This window comes from Klebsiella sp. JN_Kp121 (assembly GCF_040062145.1).
GTDB classification, from domain to species: Bacteria; Pseudomonadota; Gammaproteobacteria; order Enterobacterales; family Enterobacteriaceae; genus Klebsiella; species Klebsiella aerogenes.
Genome location: NZ_JBEAHX010000002.1, coordinates 510,120 through 529,614, shown reverse-complemented (window position 1 = coordinate 529,614; position 19,495 = coordinate 510,120). Strand labels below are relative to the sequence as shown.

The following is a 19,495-nucleotide window of genomic DNA, read 5'->3' as shown; positions in this document are numbered from 1 at the left end:
AATATGTCCCTTATCCAAAACCCTATATTACGTGGTTTTAATGCCGACCCCAGCATTATCCGTGTTGAGGACACCTACTATATCGCCAACTCGACATTTGAGTGGTTTCCTGGCGTTCGTTTACATGAATCAAAAGATCTGAAGCACTGGAATCTTCTGCCGTCGCCATTGTCAACCACTACCCTCTTAGATATGAAGGGGAATCCGTCTTCAGGCGGTATTTGGGCTCCGGCGCTCTCTTATGCGGATGGTAAATTCTGGTTAGTGTATACCGATGTGAAAGTCACCGAAGGTGCCTTTAAAGACATGACAAACTACCTGACCACCGCAACAGATATTCGCGGCCCGTGGAGTGCGCCGATAAAACTGAATGGCGTGGGTTTCGATGCTTCACTTTTCCATGACGATGATGGCCGTAAATATATTGTGCAACAGACGTGGGATCATCGGGAGTACCACCATCCTTTTGATGGGATTACCTTAACAGAGCTTGATACAACAACTTTAAAATTAATGCCGGAAACCGCACGGACCATCTATCGCGGTACCGCAGTAGCGCTCGTTGAGGGGCCGCATCTCTATAAACTGAACGGTTATTACTATCTCTTTGCCGCTCAAGGGGGGACGGTATTTACTCATCAGGAGGTGGTGGCCCGTTCCACCACTTTAAATGCCGACAGCTTTGAAACCGAGCCTGGAGAAGTATTCTTAACTAACGTTGATACCCCTGACAGCTATATCCAGAAGCAAGGACACGGCGCTTTGGTTTCGACGCCCGAAGGCGAATGGTATTATGCTTCGCTGTGCGCTCGTCCGTGGAATCGTCCCGGAGAATCAATCTATGATCCTCGCGGCTGGTCCACGCTTGGCCGGGAAACGGCTATCCAAAAAGTGTACTGGGATGACGACGGTTGGCCGCGCATTGTGGGCGGTCACGGCGGTAAAACGTTTGTTGAGGGCCCAAAAGACGCCATTTATACCGAAAGCGCGAAAGATAATAGCCAGCACGATGAATTTACTACGCCAACGCTTAATCTCAACTGGAATACCCTGCGGGTACCGTTTACCGAAAAGATGGGTACCACAGGCGACGGAAAGCTTACCTTAATCGGCCAGGGATCATTAGCGAATACGCATGATTTGTCGCTTATTGCCCGCCGCTGGCAAGCCTTTTACTTTAATGCTGAAGTTAAAGTCGCTTTTAATCCTTTCAGCTACCAACAAATGGCCGGATTAACCAATTACTACAACGACCGTCACTGGAGTTTTGCTTTTGTAACCTGGAATGAAATTAACGGCAGAGTCATCGAGGTTGCCGAAAACAATCGTGGAAAATATACTTCATACCTGAAAGATAACGCGATTAATATTCCTGACGACGTCGAATACGTGTGGTTACGGACAAAAGTCAGGAAGCAGACCTATAGCTATGAGTATAGTTTTGACGGCGCCGAGTTTATTGAAATCCCGGTAGTTTTCGATGCCGCCGTCCTTTCCGATGACTATGTCCTGCAGAGCTATGGCGGTTTCTTTACCGGAGCATTTGTAGGGCTTGCCGCAGTGGACTACTCCGGCTACGGCGCCTGTGCTGATTTTTATGATTTCGATTATCAAGAGCTTGGCGACTCGTTAATTGGCACGGATGTTTATAGTTGGGAGGCTGGCGAGCTACGTGCTGATTAGTTTGATGAACGTCTTTTATAGTCAACCTGGCGCAGATTAACCCGGTAAGAAGAAAGCGAAGATCTGTGGATTGGCAATGTTTATATCAGGACGGTGGGTTCCCCCACCGTCTCGTTATGACTTTTCTACTGCTTTTTAACGCCCAGACAACCACGTACAAATTCCGGATTAAAATGTTTCACCGCTTCACCCACATAGCCTAAATCCAGTGCACTAATTTGCGCCATTTCGCTATCGGTTAGGGAGAAATCCCAGAGATCAAAGTTTTCTGCAATACGTTCCTGCCGGGTGGATTTAGGAATTACCGTGACGCCGCGCTGCACGTTCCAGCGCAGAATAACCTGGGCGATGGTTTTTTGATGGGCAGCGGCAATCCCCTGCAGCATTTCATTTTCATACGGTTTATGTCTCCCGCCGCCTAACGGCGCCCAGGCTTCGGGCTGAACGTTATAGTGCTTCATGGTTTCCAGCGCGGCGGGTTGCGCAAAATAAGGATGTAATTCGACCTGGTTCACCATGGGCTTAATTCTGACGGTTTCACAGAAATTAACTAACACGTGAGCGTAGAAGTTGGACACGCCGATGGCTTTCAGTTTACCGGCTTCATAAGCCTCTTCCAGCGCGCGCCAGGCGCTGAAATAATCGCCCATGGCCTGATGCAATAAATAGAGATCAAAATACTCCAGGCCCGATTTTTTCAGCGAGGCCTCAATACCGGCTTTAGCCACATCGCCGTTGGCCATGTCCTGAACCCACAGTTTCGACGTGATAAATAACTCCTCACGGGTACACAACCCTTCAGCGATGGCCTCGCGAACCGCGTCACCCACGGCATCTTCATTGGCGTAGATGGCAGCGGTATCAATCAGGCGATAACCGGTACGAATAGCGCATAATACCGACTGCTTACACTCTTCTTTATCGGTAACCTTAAACACGCCAAAGCCGACCATCGGCATTCTGAGGTTGTTACTTAATACTGAATATTTCACGGCAAGGCCCCTGTCATGTTAAAACACCATTTTAGGCCGGAAACACCACCATGATTAGTCAGTCATTTCTGATTTGACCTATGCAGCGAATTCATAAATACAGGCAGGTTGATTGGCGCAACGCTACAGAGCGGCGAACGTATTGAATTAATGCCGGATATGGAAACGACGATTAAGAGTGAACCACAAAATATTGCTGTTTTTTACCCTCATGCTCTTCACCCAACGTTAATCGTCAGGGCCGTAATTGATTATTAGATAGCCTTTTTAAGTAATTCTGATAACATGCCTGTAAAAAATGGGCCACCATGGCGACCCATTTTTTACTCGTGGCGATAAGAACAGAATGCAGAAATAATATATGTCGCGATAATAATAACATTCATTGTGAACGCGACATCATGTTACGGCATGCCATTATGCATATATCTAACTAATCTTAATATCATCGAAGTTGATATCTTCCTCTTCTTGATCGTTATTGATAACAACATCGCGAGGAACATCTTTTTTGATGACAGCATAAATGGTTGCTGTTACTAATATATTAACTATCAATGCCATAATACCTGCCATGGGATTTGACATTGTTGGGAGCATCAATACCCCGCCAAAAGGTACAGTTGCATCCGCACCATACACCATGGTGATTGCACCACCACAAGCACCGCCGATTGCCGCTGCTGCAATACCGCGAACGATATCATTCATCACTATAGGGATAGACCCTTCAACAATATTCACTACCCCCATAGGAACCGCCGACTTTAACATTTCGATTTCTTCGTTATTATAGATATTTTTGCGAAGCAGTTTGGCGATAAAAAATGCAAGCCCAAAACCGATAGGTGTTGCCGTGTTGACTAACTGAAGGGCCGTAACTGGCTCATTTATACCCTGTGCCTGGAGAGTTAAGACGAATGCAAAGCACGTTTTATTGATCGGCCCACCAAAGTCAACGATACACAACGCCCCAATAACAGCACCTAATACTAAATTAGATGAAGTTCCCATACTTCTCAAAAACGATGTGAGTGCATCGGTAAAAATACCAATAGGCGTGCCGATGATATAGACCATGAGCAGAGCACTGAAAATGGATGCAAAAAATGGCACAATCAATGTCGGCATTAAACCCCGGGCCCAGCCAGGAACCTTCACATTTTTAATGATAGCAAGAGCAATATACCCGGAAATGTAGCCACCGATCATGCCCCCGATAAAACCCGCACCAATAGCATTAGCTGCCAGACCGACAACAAAACCAGGGGCAATACCGGGCTTACCTGCGATCGAACCGGAAATTCCGATAGCAATAACGACGGGCAATAGTCCGAGCGCCTTAGCTCCCATGGTAGCGAAAGCCTGCCACAGATCAAATTGACCCGATACTAAAGTGTCCTGAACCGTCCCGCCAAAACCCATACCGATGGCAATAATAAACCCAGCACCACAGACAATCGGAATCAAGAATGAGATGGCAGTCAGCAGATGACCTTTAGGGTTTGCTGCTTTCCATATTTCTTTTATATTCATAAATTACGCCCTTTATTTTATATAGGATACGCATAGGTAGGTGTTATGAATTGACTAATTCACCAAGCTTTTCAATAAGCTTATTTGGTGATTTAACTGCCATTTCCGTTGGTACTTTGACAACTTTCTTCCCGGCAAATCTTTCTTCACCTGAAACTTTAACATCGGCGGCTAACAGAACAATGTCGGCTTGTGCAATTTCTTCAGCGGTCAAGGCATTCTCGATACCTATAGTCCCTTGCGTTTCGATTTTGACATTGTGACCGGCCTTTTTTGCTGCTATTTCAATTTTCTTTTGCGCAATATAAGTGTGTGCAATACCTACAGTGCAGGCTGTAATTCCAACAATATTCATAACTATTCTCCAGGGTTAATTGTTATCGATGCTATGATAATTAAATTAAGCGCTGACATCTTCAGCATTTAAAAGATCAATGATTTTCTGCGGGGAATCTTCCATCAGTAATTTTTCTACTATCTCTTCATCGGCAAGTGAACCTGAAACCTGGGATAATAATCGGATGTGGGTGGTATTTTGATCCAGCAGGCATACAGCAAATAAAATAATACAACGAACGTCACTACCATCCATAGTTTCCCAGGGGATATGATGTTGGGTTCGGCCAATGGCCAATGCCGTACGGGCTACGCCTGAGGATTTACCATGAGGGATCGCTATATGATTTTCGAATCCAGTAGAGCCCTGTTCTTCGCGTAACCAAACATCTTGCAGAAAAATATCTTTATTAATAACAGCTCCATCACGTACTAATAAGTCGGCTAATTCTTCAATTGCTTCTTCCTTACTCTTAGCCATCATGTTTAATTTAATATTTTTTACGTTCAGTACACTCGAAATGTCCATAAGTTACCTTCGTTAACATAAATAATCATCAGTAATCAGCGATACCAGCTTCTGCCACCACGTAGTCTGCCAAACCCGTCGGGGCCGGACAGCATAATAGATAGCATCCGCAAGCGTACGACGAGGCGTCGCAAGCGAACTCCAGATATAAAAAGGGTTACAGCGCTCTCAACCATATAAATCTAACGCGAAGGCAAAGAGACAGACCGGTTAAATAGACTCTTTGCACTGCGCAATGGCTCAATACGGCTGAGCGCGCTGCAATTTTCAGGCAGCGATTTCGCGTTGATAGATATCGACCATTTTATCCCATGCATCGCTGACATTATCCGCCAGGGAGAACAGGCCCGAGGTTCCCACAATAAAGACGTCAACGCCCGATTGGGAGATAACATTAAAAGTTTTCTCGTTACAGGAGCCATCAATTTCGGTCAGATAGTGGTAACCATGCACTTCGCGCATCGCGATCAGCTGTTTAATTTTATTGAGCGATTCTGGGATAAATTTCTGACCTGCGTAGCCCGGGTCAACCGACATGACGGTCACTTTATCCAGCAGATGCGCGTACTCTTTAATAGCATCCGCCGGAGTAGCTGGGTTCAACACTACGCCGCAGCGACGACCAGCGTCTTTAATCTGGTTCAACAGCCGGAATATTTTGTTATTCGCCGTCTCAGGGTGGAAGCTGATAATATCGGCCCCGGCATTAATACACATTGGAATTATATCTTCCGGGTGATTCACCATCAGATGTACGTCGATCGGCACATCGGTAATTTTTTTCAGGTTTTCGATAAAAAACGGTGATAGCGTAATATTCTTCACATAGTTACCGTCCATAATATCGACGTGATAAAAATCAGCCCGACCGTTCATTGCCGTAATTTGCTCTCTGAATTGCGTTAAATCCATACACATTAACGAGGGCGAAAATTTAGCTGCCATACCTCACCTCTATAAAATTAGTTAGTTAAACAGTGACACGACATGCCCAAGAATGATGCCAACAACGCCAAAGTCCGCATCGCCAAAGGTGGTGGATGCAAAGCCAAGGTCGCCCATCAGGGGCAGCAAAATCGCGGGCAAAAAAGAAATCAACAGACCGTGAGCGAATGCCCCCACCACCGCGCCGCGACGACCGCCGCAGATGTTGCCGTAAACGCCCGCCGTCGCGCCGCAGAAGAAGTGCGGCACCAGGCCGGGAACAATGACGCTCAGGCCAAGCAGCGGACACAGGAACATACTCACCAGACCAGCGGCAAAACTTGACAGGAAGCCGACGATCACCGCGTTCGGGGCGAACGGAAAGACGGTTGGACAGTCGAGCGCCGGTTTCGCGTCTTTCACCAGCTTGTCGGCGATGCCTTTAAAGGCCGGAACAATTTCGGCAATAATCATGCGAACACCCGCAAGGATGATCCACACGCCTGCCGCGAAGGTCAGCGACTGGATAATGGCAAAGATGATAAAGTTCTGACCACCACTGATGCTGGTCTCAACAAACTCTTTACCTGCGACCAGTACCAGAATCAGGAACAGAATCATCATCGTCAGCGAGATAGCCACCGAGGAGTCACGCAGGAAGTTCAGCGTTTTCGGCACCTTCAGCTCTTCAATCGACGGGCTGCCTTTACCGATCGCTTTTCCCACCAGCGCCGACAGCAGATACCCGGTTGAACCAAAGTGGCCCAGCGCCAGGTCATCAGTGCCGGTAATTTTGCGGGTAAATGGCTGCAGAATAGCCGGAGAGACCACCATCATGATGCCGAGGATTACCGCCCCCACCAGTACCACCCAGAACGGCGACAGACCGCCGACAGAGAGAATGACAGCCAGCATCGCCGACATATACAGCGTGTGGTGGCCTGTCAGGAAGATGTATTTCAGCGGCGTAATACGGGCAAGAACAATATTAAACAACATCCCCAGCACCATGATCATGGCTGTCGCAGTACCGTAGTTTTTCTGCGCCAGCGCCGCCATGGCGTCAGTATTGGGGACAACACCCTGAATATGGAAGGAGTGCTCAAACAGCTGGCTAAACGTCGTTAACGTCGTGGCGACAATCGCCGCCCCGGATGTTAATATCACAAACCCCATAATGGTTTTGAGGGTTCCGGAAATAACGTCGGAAACTGCTTTTTTCTGCAATAATAAGCCGATCAGGGAAAACAAACCGACCAGTATTGCTGGTGTGCCCAACACATCATGAATAATAAACTGCAGCATAGAATGACTCCGTAAGGCCGCAAATAATTAATCAGAGATTCTCGGAAAGAATTTCTTTGATTTTATTGTTATCCAGCAGGTTAGATAAACCAAAAACCTGGGCAGAATGGCTGGACAGATGTTCAGCTATATCCCTGGCGCTAAGAATAATATCGGCAGTCTCGCTTTTTGCTGAAGTCAGATCGGTATGGGAAACCTCTGCTTCTTTATTTAACTCTGTAATGATTTTTTTCACGTTCATTTCAACGATAAAGCTACTACCTAAACCGTTACCGCAAACAATCAGAACCTTTTTCATTTCTACCTCACTATCCATTGATAACGGCTTGAATTTTCGTCATTGATGAGGCTTTCAGCAGTGCTGAGAGTCGTTCATCATCGCTAAAAATGTCTGCCAGGGCTGTAATCATATTGATGTGTTCATCTCCCGAAAGCGCACACAGCATAATCACGACGTAAATAGGGTCATTCTCTTCCGAGCCAAAAGAAACGCCTTTTTTAATATGCAAAAGCGATAAACCATTTTTAATTGCGCCTTGCTCCGGGCGAGCATGAGGCATCGCCAGACCAGGCGCTAAAACATAATAAGGACCAAGTTTTTCATGGCTGTTAAAAATGGCCTGAATATAATCTTCAGTAATCGCCTCTTTCGCCAATAAGGGTTGAGCCGATAACGTAATTGCCTGTTTCCAGTCACTGACTGAATCCACAATCTGGATATTTTCCGTTGGTAACCAGGTCGTGATCATAAATTCCCCGATAGCATTGAAAGTGAGCCTACTATAGTGGAATCTCTTCGCGGCTTACCGTGATCTTCATCTCAAAGTTAGCGCTAACACGTCAATAATGTTAAAATTCTTGTTACCGCTAACTTTGTTATCCATACTTATCATTACTTTGCAGTTGGGCAATGCGTAAAATGCCAAACATCATTTACAATGGCTGCCCAGTCAGGCGAAAGGAGGACACCAGTGCAGACGTTAGAAGCGGACGATAGCGCGAGAGAAAAACGCAGGAAAAACACCGGTAAAATTACGCTTGCTGAAGTGGCAAAACTGGTCGGCGTGAGCACGATGACCGTGTCACGCGCGTTACGCATGCCTGAAAAAGTGAATCCTGAACTGCGTACACGCATTGAAGCCGCAGTAAGCGAGCTGGGCTATGTGCCAAATCTGCAGGCCCGCAACCTTGCCTCTGCTGACTCCAGTCTGGTGATGGGCGTGGTTCCCTCTTTTTCCTCCCCGGGCTTTCTTGCCGTCTCCGAAACACTACAGACCGTGCTCACGACCCAGGGCTATAGCATGATGTTTATCGAGTCCGGTCAGGGTGGACAGAGTGAAGAAAAAGCTTTTGCGCAAATGCTCGCTTACAACCCGGCTGCGATTGTTCAATTCAATATTGATAACATCAGCAGTTGTTCGCAAATGATAAGTAACACCGGCGTGCCGGTGGTTGAGATTGGCGCCATCAATCGCGATGCGAGCTGGGTCAGCATTGGCGTTGACTATGCCGCAGCCATCAAAAAGTTGGTCACATCGCTTGTACAGACCGGATATAAAAATATCGGCCTGCTTTGCACGGCTTCCAATAACATTATGTTTCGCCAGGTACTGAGCGGTTGGAACAGCGCGATGCTCTCCGTTAACCACTCTCCGCATCGCGTGGTGACCTCTCACCTGGCGGCAGGCATTACGACCGGCCTGAACCTGCTCGGCGATATTCGTATCACCTGGCCTGAGCTTGATGCGCTGATTTGCACATCCGATGAAATCGCCTGCGGTTGTATTATGGCCTGCCATGGCGCGGGGCAAAAAGTGCCTGACTCTCTGGCACTGGCAAGCCTGAGCGGGGGGACTCTTGCCGCCGTTTGCTCACCGGCGCTGACTGCCGTCGAATTCCCCTGGAGTGAAACGGGAACCCTCGCAGGACAAACACTGCTTGAGCTGCTGGCGGGTAATTCGACGGATAAATTCATTGAATTACCCTCAGCGTTACAAGTTCGCGCCAGCACCAGGAAGCAGTAGCGTTGGCGACATATTTATTGATTTGTTATCCCACCGAATACGGCAGGATAACTATGCGTCAGAAAAGTTATGCTTTCTGCTGTGGCGGGTAATGGTCAGAAGGAGAAACTGGCGCTGTAAGCCGCGCCAGTTCTGAGGTTAGCGATGGTTGCCTGACGCCATCAGGCAACCGCTACCGATTAGTGCTTCACAATATACATCGTGCGGCTGTACGCCACGTCTTCCGGATTGGTGATCGGGTATCCTTTTAACCACGGCTTGATCAGGCGGCCGTTGGTATACTGATAAATCGGCGCAATAGGCGCTTTGGCCATGATGATTTTCTCTGCCGCATTGTAATCATCGTTACGCGCTTTTTCCGAGGTTTCCTGCGCCGCCTGGGCGAGGATCTTATCGTATGCCGGATCGTTAAAGCGCGAGATATTACCGCTATGAGTAGAAGTGAGTAGCGACAGGAAAGTCGACGGCTCGTTGTAATCCCCTACCCACGATGCGCGGATAACGTCGAAATTACCGGTATTACGGCTATCGATATAGGTCTTCCACTCCTGGTTTTGTAGCTTCACATCCACACCAAGGTTTTTCTTCCACATCGACGCCACGGCGATGGCGATTTTCTGGTGATTTTCCGACGTGTTGTACAGCAGCGTCAGCTTCAGCGGACGGTCCGGGCCATATCCTGCCGCCGATAGCAGCGCTTTAGCCTGGGCATTAAGCTCGGCCTGGCTCATGCTCTCAAACTGCGAAGGCTGCGGAGTAAAGCCTGCGGTGACGTCAGGGGTGAACCGCCAGGCCGGTTTCTCACCGGTGCCGAGGATTTTCTCCGCCATAATCCGCCGGTCGATGGTCATGCTTAACGCCAGACGCACACGCTCATCGGCGGTTGGCCCTTTCTGGGTATTGAAAGCGTAATAATAGGTACCTAACTGCGGCGGCGTGTAGACCTGTCCGGGAATATCCTTCAGTAGCTTCTGATACATATTTTTCGGGAAGGATTCGGTGATATCAATATCACCCGCCAGATAACGTTTGGTCGCCGAAGATTCCTGGTTAATCGGCACGAAAGTCACCTGCTTAATCACCGTTTTGGCGTTTTCCCAGTATTGTGTATTCGGCACGACAACCAGCTTCTCATTCACCACCCGGTCTTTCAGCACATAGGCGCCGTTGCCGATAAGGCTGCCCGGGCGCGTCCAGTTAGCGCCGCTTTCGACGTTGGCTTTCTGCACCGGGTAGAACGCAAAACTGGCGGTCAGGTTGCTGAACCACGGCAGCGGTTTATCCAGCTGCACGCGCAGCGTGTGGGCATCGACCGCCGTCACCCCAAGGGTGTCCGGCGCCGCTTTACCATCAATAATATTTTGCGCATTACTGATACCCGCCAAGGCGGCGAACCAGGCAAATGGCGAGGTGGTTTTCGGATCCACCAGCCGCTGCCAGCTATAGACGAAATCCTGCGCCGTCACCGGGGTGCCGTCTGACCAGCGCGCGTTATCACGCAGGGTAAAGGTCCAGACGCGGTTATCGTTGCTCTGCCAGCGGGTCGCCACGCCAGGGATGATATTGCCCTTCGCGTCCTGGTTCACCAGCCCTTCGAACAGATCGCGGATAACCTGAATTTCCGGCAGGCCGACGGCTTTAGCGGGATCTAATGAAGCGGGCTCGTCTTTTATATGGCGTACCAGCTGCTGTTTTTCAGCTAATACGGTTCCCGGAGGCACGTCCGCCGCCCAGGCAAGAGAAGAAACGCTGGCTAACCACAGCGCGCCGCATGTCAATGTGACAGGATACTTCATGAGATCCCCTTTTAAATGAACAAACCAGTGCTGGCAGAGCGATAATTATTTGTTTCCCCACCTGAAATTGCAAACGGCTTATGATAGAAAATTGACATGACGAGTTTTTTCGCCAGAGAGGGAAAGCGTTTGATTCCGGGACGCTTTTCTACAACACTGCTAACAATAACCTGATGACAGGATACCCTATGCCCGTTTCACGCCCTCGTCCCCTGCGCGGCGCTTTCCCGCCAGGCACGCAACGTTACGGCCAGTCGCATCTCGGCGCGCCGCTGCTGTGGTTCCCCGCTCCGCTGGCAGATAGCCGCAGCGGTCTGATTATCGCCGGCACGCACGGCGACGAAAACTCGTCGATCGTCACCCTCTCCTGCGCGTTGCGCACGCTAAAACCGGAGTTGCGTCGCCATCACGTGGTATTAACGGTCAACCCTGACGGCTGTCAGCTAGGGTTACGCGCCAACGCCCGCGGTATCGATCTCAATCGTAATTTCCCGGCCGCTAACTGGAAGGCGGGAGAAACGGTGTATCGCTGGAATAGTGCAGCCGAAGAGCGTGATGTGGTTCTGCTGACCGGTGAAAAACCCGGTTCGGAGCCCGAAACCCAGGCGCTGTGCCAGTTGATCCACCAGATCCATCCGGCGTGGGTAGTCTCCTTCCACGATCCGCTGGCCTGCATTGAGGACCCCGGCCACAGCGAGCTGGGACAATGGCTCGCCGGGGCTTTTAATTTACCGCTGGTGGGCAGCGTCGGTTACGAAACGCCGGGCTCTTTTGGCAGTTGGTGCGCCGATATCGGCCTGCCGTGCATTACCGCCGAATTTCCGCCGGTCTCCGCCGACGAAGCGACAGAAAAGTACCTCGCGGCGATGACCGATTTACTACACTGGCACACTCACAGATGAAGCATGCCGGTGCTGAACTGCAGCGCCGGTTCCACATCTACCGCCAGCCAGGTCGGGCCATCGAGATCCGCAAAACGGGCCAGCGGCGCCAGCGGCAGCGCGGCGGAAATGGCCCGTGAAGTACAAAGCATACAGCCCAGCATCCTCTTATAACCCAGCCGTTCAGCCTCCTGCGCCAACAGCAATGCCTCGGTCAGACCACCGGTTTTATCCAACTTAATGTTGACCATTTCGTAGCGACCCTGCAGCGCCGGTAGGCTTTCCCGCGTATGACAGCTCTCATCGGCGCAGATCGGCAGCGGATGAATGAAGTTTTCCAACGCCTCATCCGCGCCGGCCGGTAACGGCTGCTCCAGCATCGCCACGCCGAGATCGGCCAAAAGCTGACAGCGCGCCGCCAGACCTTCGCCACGCCACGCTTCGTTAGCATCAACGATCAACGTCGCCTGCGGCACCGCGTCGCGAATAGCAACCAGCCGCTCGCTAATCAAATGATCGTCGAGCTTGACCTTCAGCAGCCGCGCGCCTTTCTCCCACAGCGCGGCGGCGCTGGCCGCCATCTGTTCCGGCGTGCCGATTACCACGGTTTGCGCCGTCACGACTTCGCGCGGCAGATTGACGCCAAGCAGCTGCGGCAACGTTTTCCCCGCGCGGCGCGCCTCCAGATCCCACAACGCGCAGTCGACGGCGTTGCGCGCTGCCCCAGCCGGCAGTAGCTGTTGCACTTGCTCGCGGGTAGCGCCGCGCTCAAGCTGCTCGCCGATCGCCATAATCTGCGCCATCACCGAGGCGATGCTTTCCCCGTAGCGCGGATAAGGCGTACATTCTCCGGCCCCTTTTACCCCATCCTCTTCTATTTCCACCACCACGACTTTGGCCTCGCTGCGGCTGCCGCGAGAGATAACAAACGGCGTGTGAAGCGGCCATGATTCTTCAAAAACTCGAAGGTTGCGCATTCCCTGGGCCTCTTAGGTAAATGTTAAATAGAGTTTGCCGTGTTGCTGGCTGATGTCATACACTAACTACGACGTTAACTATATGTAAACAGGAAGATAACCATGTCGCAAACCGTACATTTCCAGGGTAACCCAGTGTCCGTTCAGGGCTCCATTCCGCAGGCTGGCGCGAAGGCGCAGCCGTTTACGCTGGTCGCCAAAGATCTCTCTGACGTCACGCTGAGCCAATACGCTGGTAAACGTAAAGTACTGAATATTTTCCCAAGCATCGATACCGGCGTCTGCGCGGCATCGGTTCGCAAATTCAACCAACTGGCTTCTGAGCTGAACAACACCGTGGTGCTGTGCATCTCCGCTGACCTGCCGTTCGCGCAGTCCCGTTTCTGCGGCGCAGAGGGCCTGAGCAATGTGGTCACCCTGTCCACCCTGCGCGCGCCGCAGTTCCTGGCAGATTATGGCGTTGCTATCTCCGCCGGCCCGCTGGCTGGTCTGGCTGCACGCGCAGTCGTTGTTATCGATGAAAACGACCAGGTGGTATACAGCCAGCTGGTTAACGAAATCACCGAAGAGCCGGATTACGATGCGGCGCTGGCTGCGCTGAAAGCGTAATCGCTTCCCTTCTGTTATCAAGCCTCCTTCAACGGGGGCTTTTTTCTTTGCGCGGCGCATAGCGCGAAATTAACCGCGCGGTGGCCGGGCCGGTGAGCAATATGGTAAACAGGCGCAGCGTTTGCATCGCCATGATAAAAGACATATCCGCCCGGGTACCGACGGCGATTATCGCCACCGTATCCAGACCCCCGGGGCTGGTCGCCAGATAGGCGGTGAGAAAATCCAGCGGCAGCAGGTGCGTTAACGCTAAAGCCATCAGCGCGCACAGCGCGATCAGGCCGACGATGGCGGCAATGATTTGCGGTAGCGTCTTCAGCGCCAGCATAAAAATCTCGCGATTAAACTGCAGGCCAACCGTCCAGCCAAGCGCGGTATACGCCAGCACCAGTAACCATTCCGGTAGCTCCAGCAATAGCATGCCTTCACCCTGCGCCAGCGCACCGGCCAGCATCGGTAACAACATTGCCCCGGAAGGGATGCGTAAACGTAACCCTAACCAACCGGCGACCGCAGTCAATAGCAACGTTAACGGTAGATTAAAAGTCAGCGGCGGGAACCAGACGATCTGCTGGGTCATCTCCTGCGCCTCGCCGCCGAGCGCGAAACGCACCACCATTACCGCCGCGCCAACCACGAACAGTACCCGCAGATACTGCATCAGGGCCACCAGACGAACGTCGGCGCCATACTCTTGGGCCATCACCACCATCGCCGAAGCGCCGCCCGGCGAGCTTCCCCACGCGCCGGTTGCCCCGGGTAGCGAACTGTAACGCACCAGCAGCCAGCCGGTCAGCGCGCTGATAGCCAGCGTGGAAAGGAGGATAATCAACACCAGCGCCCAGTTGGCGGCCAGAACGCCGAAAATAGACGGGGTTAGCGCGCGGGCGATCATACAGCCGATGATAGCCTGAGCGGAGATAAAGAATGGACGAGGGAGACGAATCGCGGCGCCGCGCAGACTAAGGGTAATTCCGGCGATAAGCGGGCCAAGCAGCGGCGCAGCGGGAAGATGGAGCCGGAACAGCACAAAGGAGAGCACGGCGGAGAGTGCCAGTAATATCATCCACTGAGGCCAATCCCGTTGCTTCGCCAACCGTCACCTTCCCGGAAAAAGAAAAATAAAATAAGTATATACAGAGATATCGCTGAAAAAACGCTGAAAATCGCGGCCGCGCCGAGCCGGCCGCACCGGTGATTTATTCTTCGCCTTTCTTCTGGCTCAGACCATACTCCCGCAGCTTGTTAGCAATCGCGGTATGCGAAACGCCGAGACGTTTGGCTAATTTACGCGTGCTGGGGAAGCTGCGATACAACTGGGTCAATACCGAACGCTCAAAGCGGCGGGTAATATCGTCGAGCGATCCTTCCATCGCCTCTTCACCTACCGGCAGCGACGACACATCGTGATCTGGCAGCAGAATATCCTGCGGGCGCAGTTCGAAGCCCTCGAGCTGGGTTAACGCGCGGTACACTGCGTTTTTCAACTGACGCACGTTGCCCGGCCAGCTATAGCGGGTCAACACGGTATTAAGGTCAGCGGAGAGTTTTGGCCGCGGGATGCCCTGCTCATCGGCAAAGCGCGCGACGAACAGTTCGGTCAACGGCATGATGTCCTGCGGACAATCGCGCAGCGGCGGCAGGTTCAACGTCAGCACATTCAGACGATAATAAAGATCTTCGCGGAAGAGTCCTTTTTGCACCAGCTCGACGAGATTTTTTTGCGTCGCGCAGATAACCCGGACATCGACATGCACTTCGTGATCTTCACCGACACGACGGAAAGTACCATCGTTGAGAAAGCGCAACAGCTTCGTTTGCATGCCAGGCGACATTTCGCCGATCTCATCCAGCAGCACAGAGCCGCCGTTGGCCTGCTCAAAGAAACCTTTTTTCCCCTGCGACGCATCGCCGAATAGCTCGCTCTCTACCGCGTTTTCCGGAATCGAACCGCAGTTCAGCGCCAGATAAGGTTTGCTCGCGCGCGGGCTGGCCAGATGGCAGGCATGGGCCAGCAGATCTTTACCGGTACCCGTATCGCCGACAATCAGCAACGGGGCGCTGAGCATCGCCAGCTTGCGGGCCTGTTCAACAACGTGGCGCATTTTCGGCCCAACGGCGAGGATCTGGCTAAAGGCGCTGGTATCCTGGGTCGTCAGCGTTTGCAGTTGACGCCCCATACGTACGGTGGAGCGTAACATCACCACGGCGCCGGTCAGCACACGCTCGGCGTGTTCGCCTTCCAGATACACCGGTGTCACTTCCAGCATAAAGTTTTGGCCATTGACGACCACATGCTCGGTATGCGACTCCAGCGGGTTGCCTTCCAGCCAGCGCTGCAGGTTGAAATCAGTAATGAGTTGCGCCACCGGATGGCTGCGTAAGCGTGCCTGAGTTTGACCAAACAGTTGGCAGCTGGCCGGGTTGGCAAGTTCTACTTTACCTTTGGCATCGAGCGACAGCACCGGTTCCGGCATTGCCACCAGCAGCGCGCTCAGCGCCAGATGTTCCCGCTCTGACGGCATCCACGCCACGGTACGAACATCGGTTACGCCGGAGATACGGCGGATTTCCGCCATTAAACTGCTGAAACTGGCGAACTCCAGTTCGGCGAAATTAAGGTAGATTCGGCCAATCGGGTCGATATCGATACCGCGCAGATCAATACCGCGCAGCACCAGCAAATCGAGTAATTCACGGGTCAGACCAAGACGGTCCTGACAAAAGACTTCCAGACGCATAGGAGTTTTCACCCTAAAAAGGCCAATGACGGATGAATGATAGGACAGATATGGGCTTACGTGAAGATAGCTGTCAACAATTATTGACAGTATGGCGGAAAAATGGGCTTTATGCCGTAAAGTTATGCGGGCATTTCTTTTGCGTTATGGCTCGCATGGCACAGAGGGCGCTGGGCGCCAGGGGGTTTCCCGGAGGCGGCGCGTTGCGCCTTCTCCGGGCTACCAAATCGCAAAGCGCTGTAGCCCCGGTAAGTGGCAGCGCCACCGGGGGATCCAGCGCGGTGAAGACATTAACGGCAGGCCGCACGAACCGTAGGCCGGGTAAGGCGCAGCCGCCACCCGGCATTTACGCTTGCCGACGTTATTTCTCCGCGCCGGTTTTGCTTTTCTGCAGCGTCTCTTTTAACTGGCCGATCAGTTCGCGGCGGAAATCGCCGAGCCGCGGTTTATCATCGGCGATCCACGGTAGCGGACGACACAGCTCCATTGCCTTAATCCCCAGACGGGCGGTCAACAATCCGGCGCCGATACCCTGTGCGGCGCGCGCCGATAAGCGGGCCGCCAGATCCTGCGACATCCAGTCCATGCCGACTTCGCGCACCAGCTCGCTGGCGCCGGCAAAGGCGATATTCAGCAACACCAGGCGGAATAAACGCAGGCGGCTGTAATAGCCAAGTTCAATACCATAGAGGGTGGCGATACGGTTAATCAATCTCAGGTTACGCCAGGCGATAAACGCCATATCGACCAGCGCCAGCGGGCTGACAGCGATCATCAGCGTCGATTCCGCCGCCGAGCGGCTGATTTCCCGCCGCGCCTGCGCATCCAACACCGGCTGCACCAGTTGCGCGTACAGGCTCACCACTTCGCGATCGTTTTGCGTTTCATGGATCGCTGCATACCAGCGCTGCAGCGCCGGATGCGATTGATCCAGCCCGGCCTGCTGCGCCAGTTTCTCACAGAACGCGCGCCCTTTGCCCACCGCGTGGCTATGCATCAGATCCCTCGCTTCATCGCGTTCGTGCGCGCGCTGGCGCAGACGCCACAGGCGACGCCATTCAGTCGCTACCGACCCCACGCCCGCGCCGACAATCAGCGCCCCGGCCGCGCAGCCGCCGAGCGCAATCCAGTCCTGAGTCTGCCAGGCCGTCACCGTCCACTGCACGCCCTGCGCCACCACGCTAATACCAAAAATTGCCAGCCCGGCACTAACCATCCGCCGCCACAGGCTGCGTTTCGGGCGCAGTACCGATTCCACCACCGCTTCGGCGGCCCCCTCCTCTTCAGCAACCATTTCAGGCAGCATCGGAGAGAAGGTTTGCGCATCGGCCGCGTCAAAGGCGCGGGCCGATTTTAAGGTCTGGCTCTTTTCCGTTTCCAGTGGGCCATCGAAATCGATCCGCGGTTTTATCGGCTCGCTCATCGCAATTTATCTCCAATCAAAAATTCCAGCGCCGCGTCGAGGCGAATATGCGGCAGCGGTTTATCGACATCCATCGCTCTCGGGCGGAAGTTCTCAAACTGGAAGCCCTGCTGTTCCCAGAAGGCCTGGCCCGGCAGCCGCGCCGGCACCTCCCCTGGGAAAATGGTAAGCGGTTGCCCATCGCTCAGACGATCGCCGCGCAGCGCTGGGATCTTCTCGCCGTTAACCTCGATAAGCCCTCCCTGGGTGGCCTGAATGGATGCCAGCCCCAGACAATCCATGCTGATGCCTTCAAAGGCGGCATTCTGCCAGGCGTCCTGAATCAGTTGCTGAAGTAGCGACACCATGTTGCCGTGCTGATCGACGGTCACGTGATCGGCTTTAGTGGCGGCAAACAGTAGCTTGTCAATAACCGGTGAAAACAGGCGGCGAAACAGCGTTCGCTGGCCGTAATGGAAGCTTTGCATCAACTGGGTCAGCGCCAGACGCATATCATTAAACGCCTGCGGCCCGCTGTTTAACGGCTGCAGACAGTCCACCAGTACGATCTGGCGGTCAAAGCGCAGAAAGTGGTCTTTATAAAAGCCTTTCACCACTTTCTCGCAGTAGTATTTGAAGCGCTCGCGCAGCATTCCGGCATTGGTGTGTTTGTCCGCCTGCGCCAGCCTGGCTTCGCCAACCGCATCGACATCCGGCCAGGGGAAGAACTGCAGCGCCGGAGCCCCCGCCATGTCACCGGGAAGCACAAAACGCCCTGGCTGAATAAAGTGCAATCCCTCGCGCTTGCAGGCGTGCAGATAATCGGTCCAGGCGGCGGCGATCTCCGCCAGCCGGGTTTCGTCGGCGGGCGCCAGCGGATCGAGCCCATCACACAGCTGCCGCCAGCGGGCAGACCACTCCCCACGTGGCCCCTGCAACAGCCCGGTCATTTGCCGTGACCAGCTTAAATAATCCTGCGCCAGCATCGGCAGGTCGAGCAACCATTCTCCCGGATAATCCACGATTTCCAGATACAGAGTAGAAGTGTCTTTGAAATGACGCAGCAGAGAATCGTTAGAGCGATAGCGCAGCGCAAGGCGAATTTCGCTCACCCCACGGGTCGGCGTCGGCCAGGCCGGCGGCTGGCCATAAAGCTGCGCCAGGCCTTCATCATAGGTAAAACGCGGAATGCCGAAATCACGCTGCGGAACCCGCTTCACACCCAACAGGCGTTCTTCGCGCGCCGCGCTCAGCAGCGGCAGTCGCGCTCCGGCGTGGATATTCAGCAGTTGATTAACCATCGCGGTGATAAAAGCCGTTTTGCCGCTGCGGCTGAGTCCGGTTACGGCAAGACGTAAATGCCGGTCAACCCCGCGGTTGACCAGCGCATTGAATTCAGTTTTGAGTCGCTTCATCGCCAGTCCGTTATGCCCAGAAGGAATGTCGTTTAATGATAAGCTATTTAGATGGGGATAATCAGGGCCAATATAAAGCGCGCCGGTATTCCTCCCCCTGAGGAATTATTTCATGCCGCGGGCAAAACGATTGGCCAGCCGACTGAGCAGCGGCTCAAGCGCTACCGCCAGCAACATTTTCAGCGGCCGACGCGCCACCGATTTCACCGCCCAACCGGCAACGCCCGCCGGGCCGTATCGCAGCGCGGTCAGTAGCACCAGCTTACCGGCGATCTTAAGACCCGGTTTCACTTTTTGCCCTGCCTGTTGCCATTTCATATTCATGCGTTGCCTCGTTGGTTACAT

Annotated in this window: 19 protein-coding genes and 1 pseudogene; 4 read left to right on the top strand and 16 right to left on the bottom strand. The window is 52.9% G+C overall.

From position 1 onward, the window contains the following. Window positions 1-3 precede the first annotated feature (3 nt). Window positions 4-1,683, top strand: coding sequence for a glycoside hydrolase family 43 protein (locus ABLU86_RS05180; protein WP_042892635.1), 1,680 nt, complete (start codon window positions 4-6; stop codon window positions 1,681-1,683). Window positions 1,684-1,808: 125 nt separating this feature from the next. Here ABLU86_RS05180 and ABLU86_RS05175 read toward each other — a convergent pair whose 3' ends face one another. The 8 genes from ABLU86_RS05175 to ABLU86_RS05140 all read right to left on the bottom strand — a co-directional run bounded on the left by ABLU86_RS05175 (window position 1,809) and on the right by ABLU86_RS05140 (window position 8,054). Further along, the gene (locus ABLU86_RS05175; RefSeq protein WP_063410694.1) at window positions 1,809-2,675 is read right to left on the bottom strand and encodes an aldo/keto reductase; all 867 of its coding nucleotides are present in this window, start codon (window positions 2,673-2,675) and stop codon (window positions 1,809-1,811) included. A 429-nt stretch (window positions 2,676-3,104) separates the two neighbouring features. After that, window positions 3,105-4,211 (bottom strand): PTS fructose transporter subunit IIC, encoded by a 1,107-nt coding sequence (locus ABLU86_RS05170; RefSeq protein ID WP_015366291.1) that lies wholly within the window; start codon window positions 4,209-4,211, stop codon window positions 3,105-3,107. A gap of 43 nt (window positions 4,212-4,254) precedes the next feature. Beyond that, complete coding sequence (locus tag ABLU86_RS05165) at window positions 4,255-4,566, bottom strand: PTS fructose transporter subunit IIB (RefSeq protein WP_001028229.1); 312 nt, start codon at window positions 4,564-4,566, stop codon at window positions 4,255-4,257. 45 nt (window positions 4,567-4,611) lie between these two features. Continuing rightward, window positions 4,612-5,076 (bottom strand): PTS sugar transporter subunit IIA, encoded by a 465-nt coding sequence (locus tag ABLU86_RS05160; protein WP_063410693.1) that lies wholly within the window; start codon window positions 5,074-5,076, stop codon window positions 4,612-4,614. Between the two features lie 267 nt (window positions 5,077-5,343). Further along, complete coding sequence (alsE, locus tag ABLU86_RS05155; RefSeq protein ID WP_032708260.1) at window positions 5,344-6,021, bottom strand: D-allulose 6-phosphate 3-epimerase; 678 nt, start codon at window positions 6,019-6,021, stop codon at window positions 5,344-5,346. Window positions 6,022-6,042: 21 nt separating this feature from the next. Continuing rightward, window positions 6,043-7,305 (bottom strand): PTS ascorbate transporter subunit IIC, encoded by a 1,263-nt coding sequence (locus ABLU86_RS05150; protein ID WP_015366288.1) that lies wholly within the window; start codon window positions 7,303-7,305, stop codon window positions 6,043-6,045. A 31-nt stretch (window positions 7,306-7,336) separates the two neighbouring features. Beyond that, window positions 7,337-7,603, bottom strand: a complete 267-nt coding sequence (locus tag ABLU86_RS05145; protein ID WP_015366287.1) for a PTS sugar transporter subunit IIB — start codon at window positions 7,601-7,603, stop codon at window positions 7,337-7,339. Window positions 7,604-7,613: 10 nt separating this feature from the next. Beyond that, entirely contained in the window at window positions 7,614-8,054 is a 441-nt protein-coding gene (locus ABLU86_RS05140; protein WP_020078611.1) for a PTS sugar transporter subunit IIA, read from the bottom strand. A gap of 222 nt (window positions 8,055-8,276) precedes the next feature. Between ABLU86_RS05140 and ABLU86_RS05135 the strand changes: the two genes are divergently transcribed. Continuing rightward, window positions 8,277-9,329, top strand: coding sequence for a LacI family DNA-binding transcriptional regulator (locus tag ABLU86_RS05135; RefSeq protein WP_074160617.1), 1,053 nt, complete (start codon window positions 8,277-8,279; stop codon window positions 9,327-9,329). Between the two features lie 179 nt (window positions 9,330-9,508). Here the strand turns inward: ABLU86_RS05135 and ABLU86_RS05130 are convergent, their stop codons facing one another. Further along, entirely contained in the window at window positions 9,509-11,125 is a 1,617-nt protein-coding gene (locus ABLU86_RS05130) for an ABC transporter substrate-binding protein (RefSeq protein ID WP_213197784.1), read from the bottom strand. 35 nt (window positions 11,126-11,160) lie between these two features. Further along, window positions 11,161-11,223: pseudogene (locus ABLU86_RS05125) on the bottom strand (hypothetical protein); the annotation flags it as partial. A 90-nt stretch (window positions 11,224-11,313) separates the two neighbouring features. Between ABLU86_RS05125 and mpaA the strand changes: the two are divergent. Then, complete coding sequence (gene mpaA / locus ABLU86_RS05120; protein WP_015366282.1) at window positions 11,314-12,027, top strand: murein tripeptide amidase MpaA; 714 nt, start codon at window positions 11,314-11,316, stop codon at window positions 12,025-12,027. Here mpaA and ycjG read toward each other — a convergent pair. Beyond that, window positions 12,018-12,983 carry an L-Ala-D/L-Glu epimerase gene (ycjG, locus tag ABLU86_RS05115; protein WP_020078608.1) on the bottom strand — a complete coding sequence of 322 codons (966 nt, stop codon included), beginning with the start codon at window positions 12,981-12,983 and terminating at the stop codon, window positions 12,018-12,020. The genes mpaA and ycjG overlap by 10 nt on opposite strands. A 102-nt stretch (window positions 12,984-13,085) precedes the next feature. Between ycjG and tpx the strand changes: the two genes are divergently transcribed. Then, window positions 13,086-13,592 carry a thiol peroxidase gene (tpx, locus tag ABLU86_RS05110; RefSeq protein ID WP_015366280.1) on the top strand — a complete coding sequence of 169 codons (507 nt, stop codon included), beginning with the start codon at window positions 13,086-13,088 and terminating at the stop codon, window positions 13,590-13,592. Between the two features lie 28 nt (window positions 13,593-13,620). On the opposite strand, the gene ABLU86_RS05105 is transcribed toward tpx, so the two are convergent. From ABLU86_RS05105 to pspD, 5 genes are all read right to left on the bottom strand, one after another. After that, window positions 13,621-14,658: an AbrB family transcriptional regulator gene (locus ABLU86_RS05105; protein ID WP_074165970.1), complete on the bottom strand. Its 1,038-nt coding sequence runs from the start codon at window positions 14,656-14,658 to the stop codon at window positions 13,621-13,623. Between the two features lie 133 nt (window positions 14,659-14,791). Further along, window positions 14,792-16,333: a transcriptional regulator TyrR gene (gene tyrR / locus ABLU86_RS05100; RefSeq protein ID WP_015366278.1), complete on the bottom strand. Its 1,542-nt coding sequence runs from the start codon at window positions 16,331-16,333 to the stop codon at window positions 14,792-14,794. Between the two features lie 361 nt (window positions 16,334-16,694). Continuing rightward, entirely contained in the window at window positions 16,695-17,756 is a 1,062-nt protein-coding gene (locus ABLU86_RS05095) for a TIGR01620 family protein (protein WP_032708268.1), read from the bottom strand. Beyond that, window positions 17,753-19,150 carry a YcjX family protein gene (locus ABLU86_RS05090; protein ID WP_042892658.1) on the bottom strand — a complete coding sequence of 466 codons (1,398 nt, stop codon included), beginning with the start codon at window positions 19,148-19,150 and terminating at the stop codon, window positions 17,753-17,755. The genes ABLU86_RS05095 and ABLU86_RS05090 overlap by 4 nt, the downstream gene beginning before the upstream one ends. Before the next feature lie 105 nt (window positions 19,151-19,255). Continuing rightward, on the bottom strand, window positions 19,256-19,474 hold the full coding sequence (gene pspD, locus ABLU86_RS05085; RefSeq protein ID WP_015366275.1) for a phage shock protein PspD: 219 nt from the start codon (window positions 19,472-19,474) through the stop codon (window positions 19,256-19,258). Between the last annotated feature and the right edge of the window lie 21 nt (window positions 19,475-19,495).

Coding starts and splice junctions, on each gene's coding strand:
- ABLU86_RS05180 (WP_042892635.1), top strand. CDS start 4: ATGTCCCTTATCCAAAACCCTATATTACGTGGTTTTAATGCCGACCCC.
- ABLU86_RS05170 (WP_015366291.1), bottom strand. CDS start 4,211: ATGAATATAAAAGAAATATGGAAAGCAGCAAACCCTAAAGGTCATCTG.
- ABLU86_RS05165 (WP_001028229.1), bottom strand. CDS start 4,566: ATGAATATTGTTGGAATTACAGCCTGCACTGTAGGTATTGCACACACT.
- ABLU86_RS05160 (WP_063410693.1), bottom strand. CDS start 5,076: ATGGACATTTCGAGTGTACTGAACGTAAAAAATATTAAATTAAACATG.
- alsE (WP_032708260.1), bottom strand. CDS start 6,021: ATGGCAGCTAAATTTTCGCCCTCGTTAATGTGTATGGATTTAACGCAA.
- ABLU86_RS05150 (WP_015366288.1), bottom strand. CDS start 7,305: ATGCTGCAGTTTATTATTCATGATGTGTTGGGCACACCAGCAATACTG.
- ABLU86_RS05145 (WP_015366287.1), bottom strand. CDS start 7,603: ATGAAAAAGGTTCTGATTGTTTGCGGTAACGGTTTAGGTAGTAGCTTT.
- ABLU86_RS05140 (WP_020078611.1), bottom strand. CDS start 8,054: ATGATCACGACCTGGTTACCAACGGAAAATATCCAGATTGTGGATTCA.
- ABLU86_RS05130 (WP_213197784.1), bottom strand. CDS start 11,125: ATGAAGTATCCTGTCACATTGACATGCGGCGCGCTGTGGTTAGCCAGC.
- mpaA (WP_015366282.1), top strand. CDS start 11,314: ATGCCCGTTTCACGCCCTCGTCCCCTGCGCGGCGCTTTCCCGCCAGGC.
- ycjG (WP_020078608.1), bottom strand. CDS start 12,983: ATGCGCAACCTTCGAGTTTTTGAAGAATCATGGCCGCTTCACACGCCG.
- tpx (WP_015366280.1), top strand. CDS start 13,086: ATGTCGCAAACCGTACATTTCCAGGGTAACCCAGTGTCCGTTCAGGGC.
- ABLU86_RS05105 (WP_074165970.1), bottom strand. CDS start 14,658: ATGATATTACTGGCACTCTCCGCCGTGCTCTCCTTTGTGCTGTTCCGG.
- tyrR (WP_015366278.1), bottom strand. CDS start 16,333: ATGCGTCTGGAAGTCTTTTGTCAGGACCGTCTTGGTCTGACCCGTGAA.
- ABLU86_RS05095 (WP_032708268.1), bottom strand. CDS start 17,756: ATGAGCGAGCCGATAAAACCGCGGATCGATTTCGATGGCCCACTGGAA.
- ABLU86_RS05090 (WP_042892658.1), bottom strand. CDS start 19,150: ATGAAGCGACTCAAAACTGAATTCAATGCGCTGGTCAACCGCGGGGTT.
- pspD (WP_015366275.1), bottom strand. CDS start 19,474: ATGAATATGAAATGGCAACAGGCAGGGCAAAAAGTGAAACCGGGTCTT.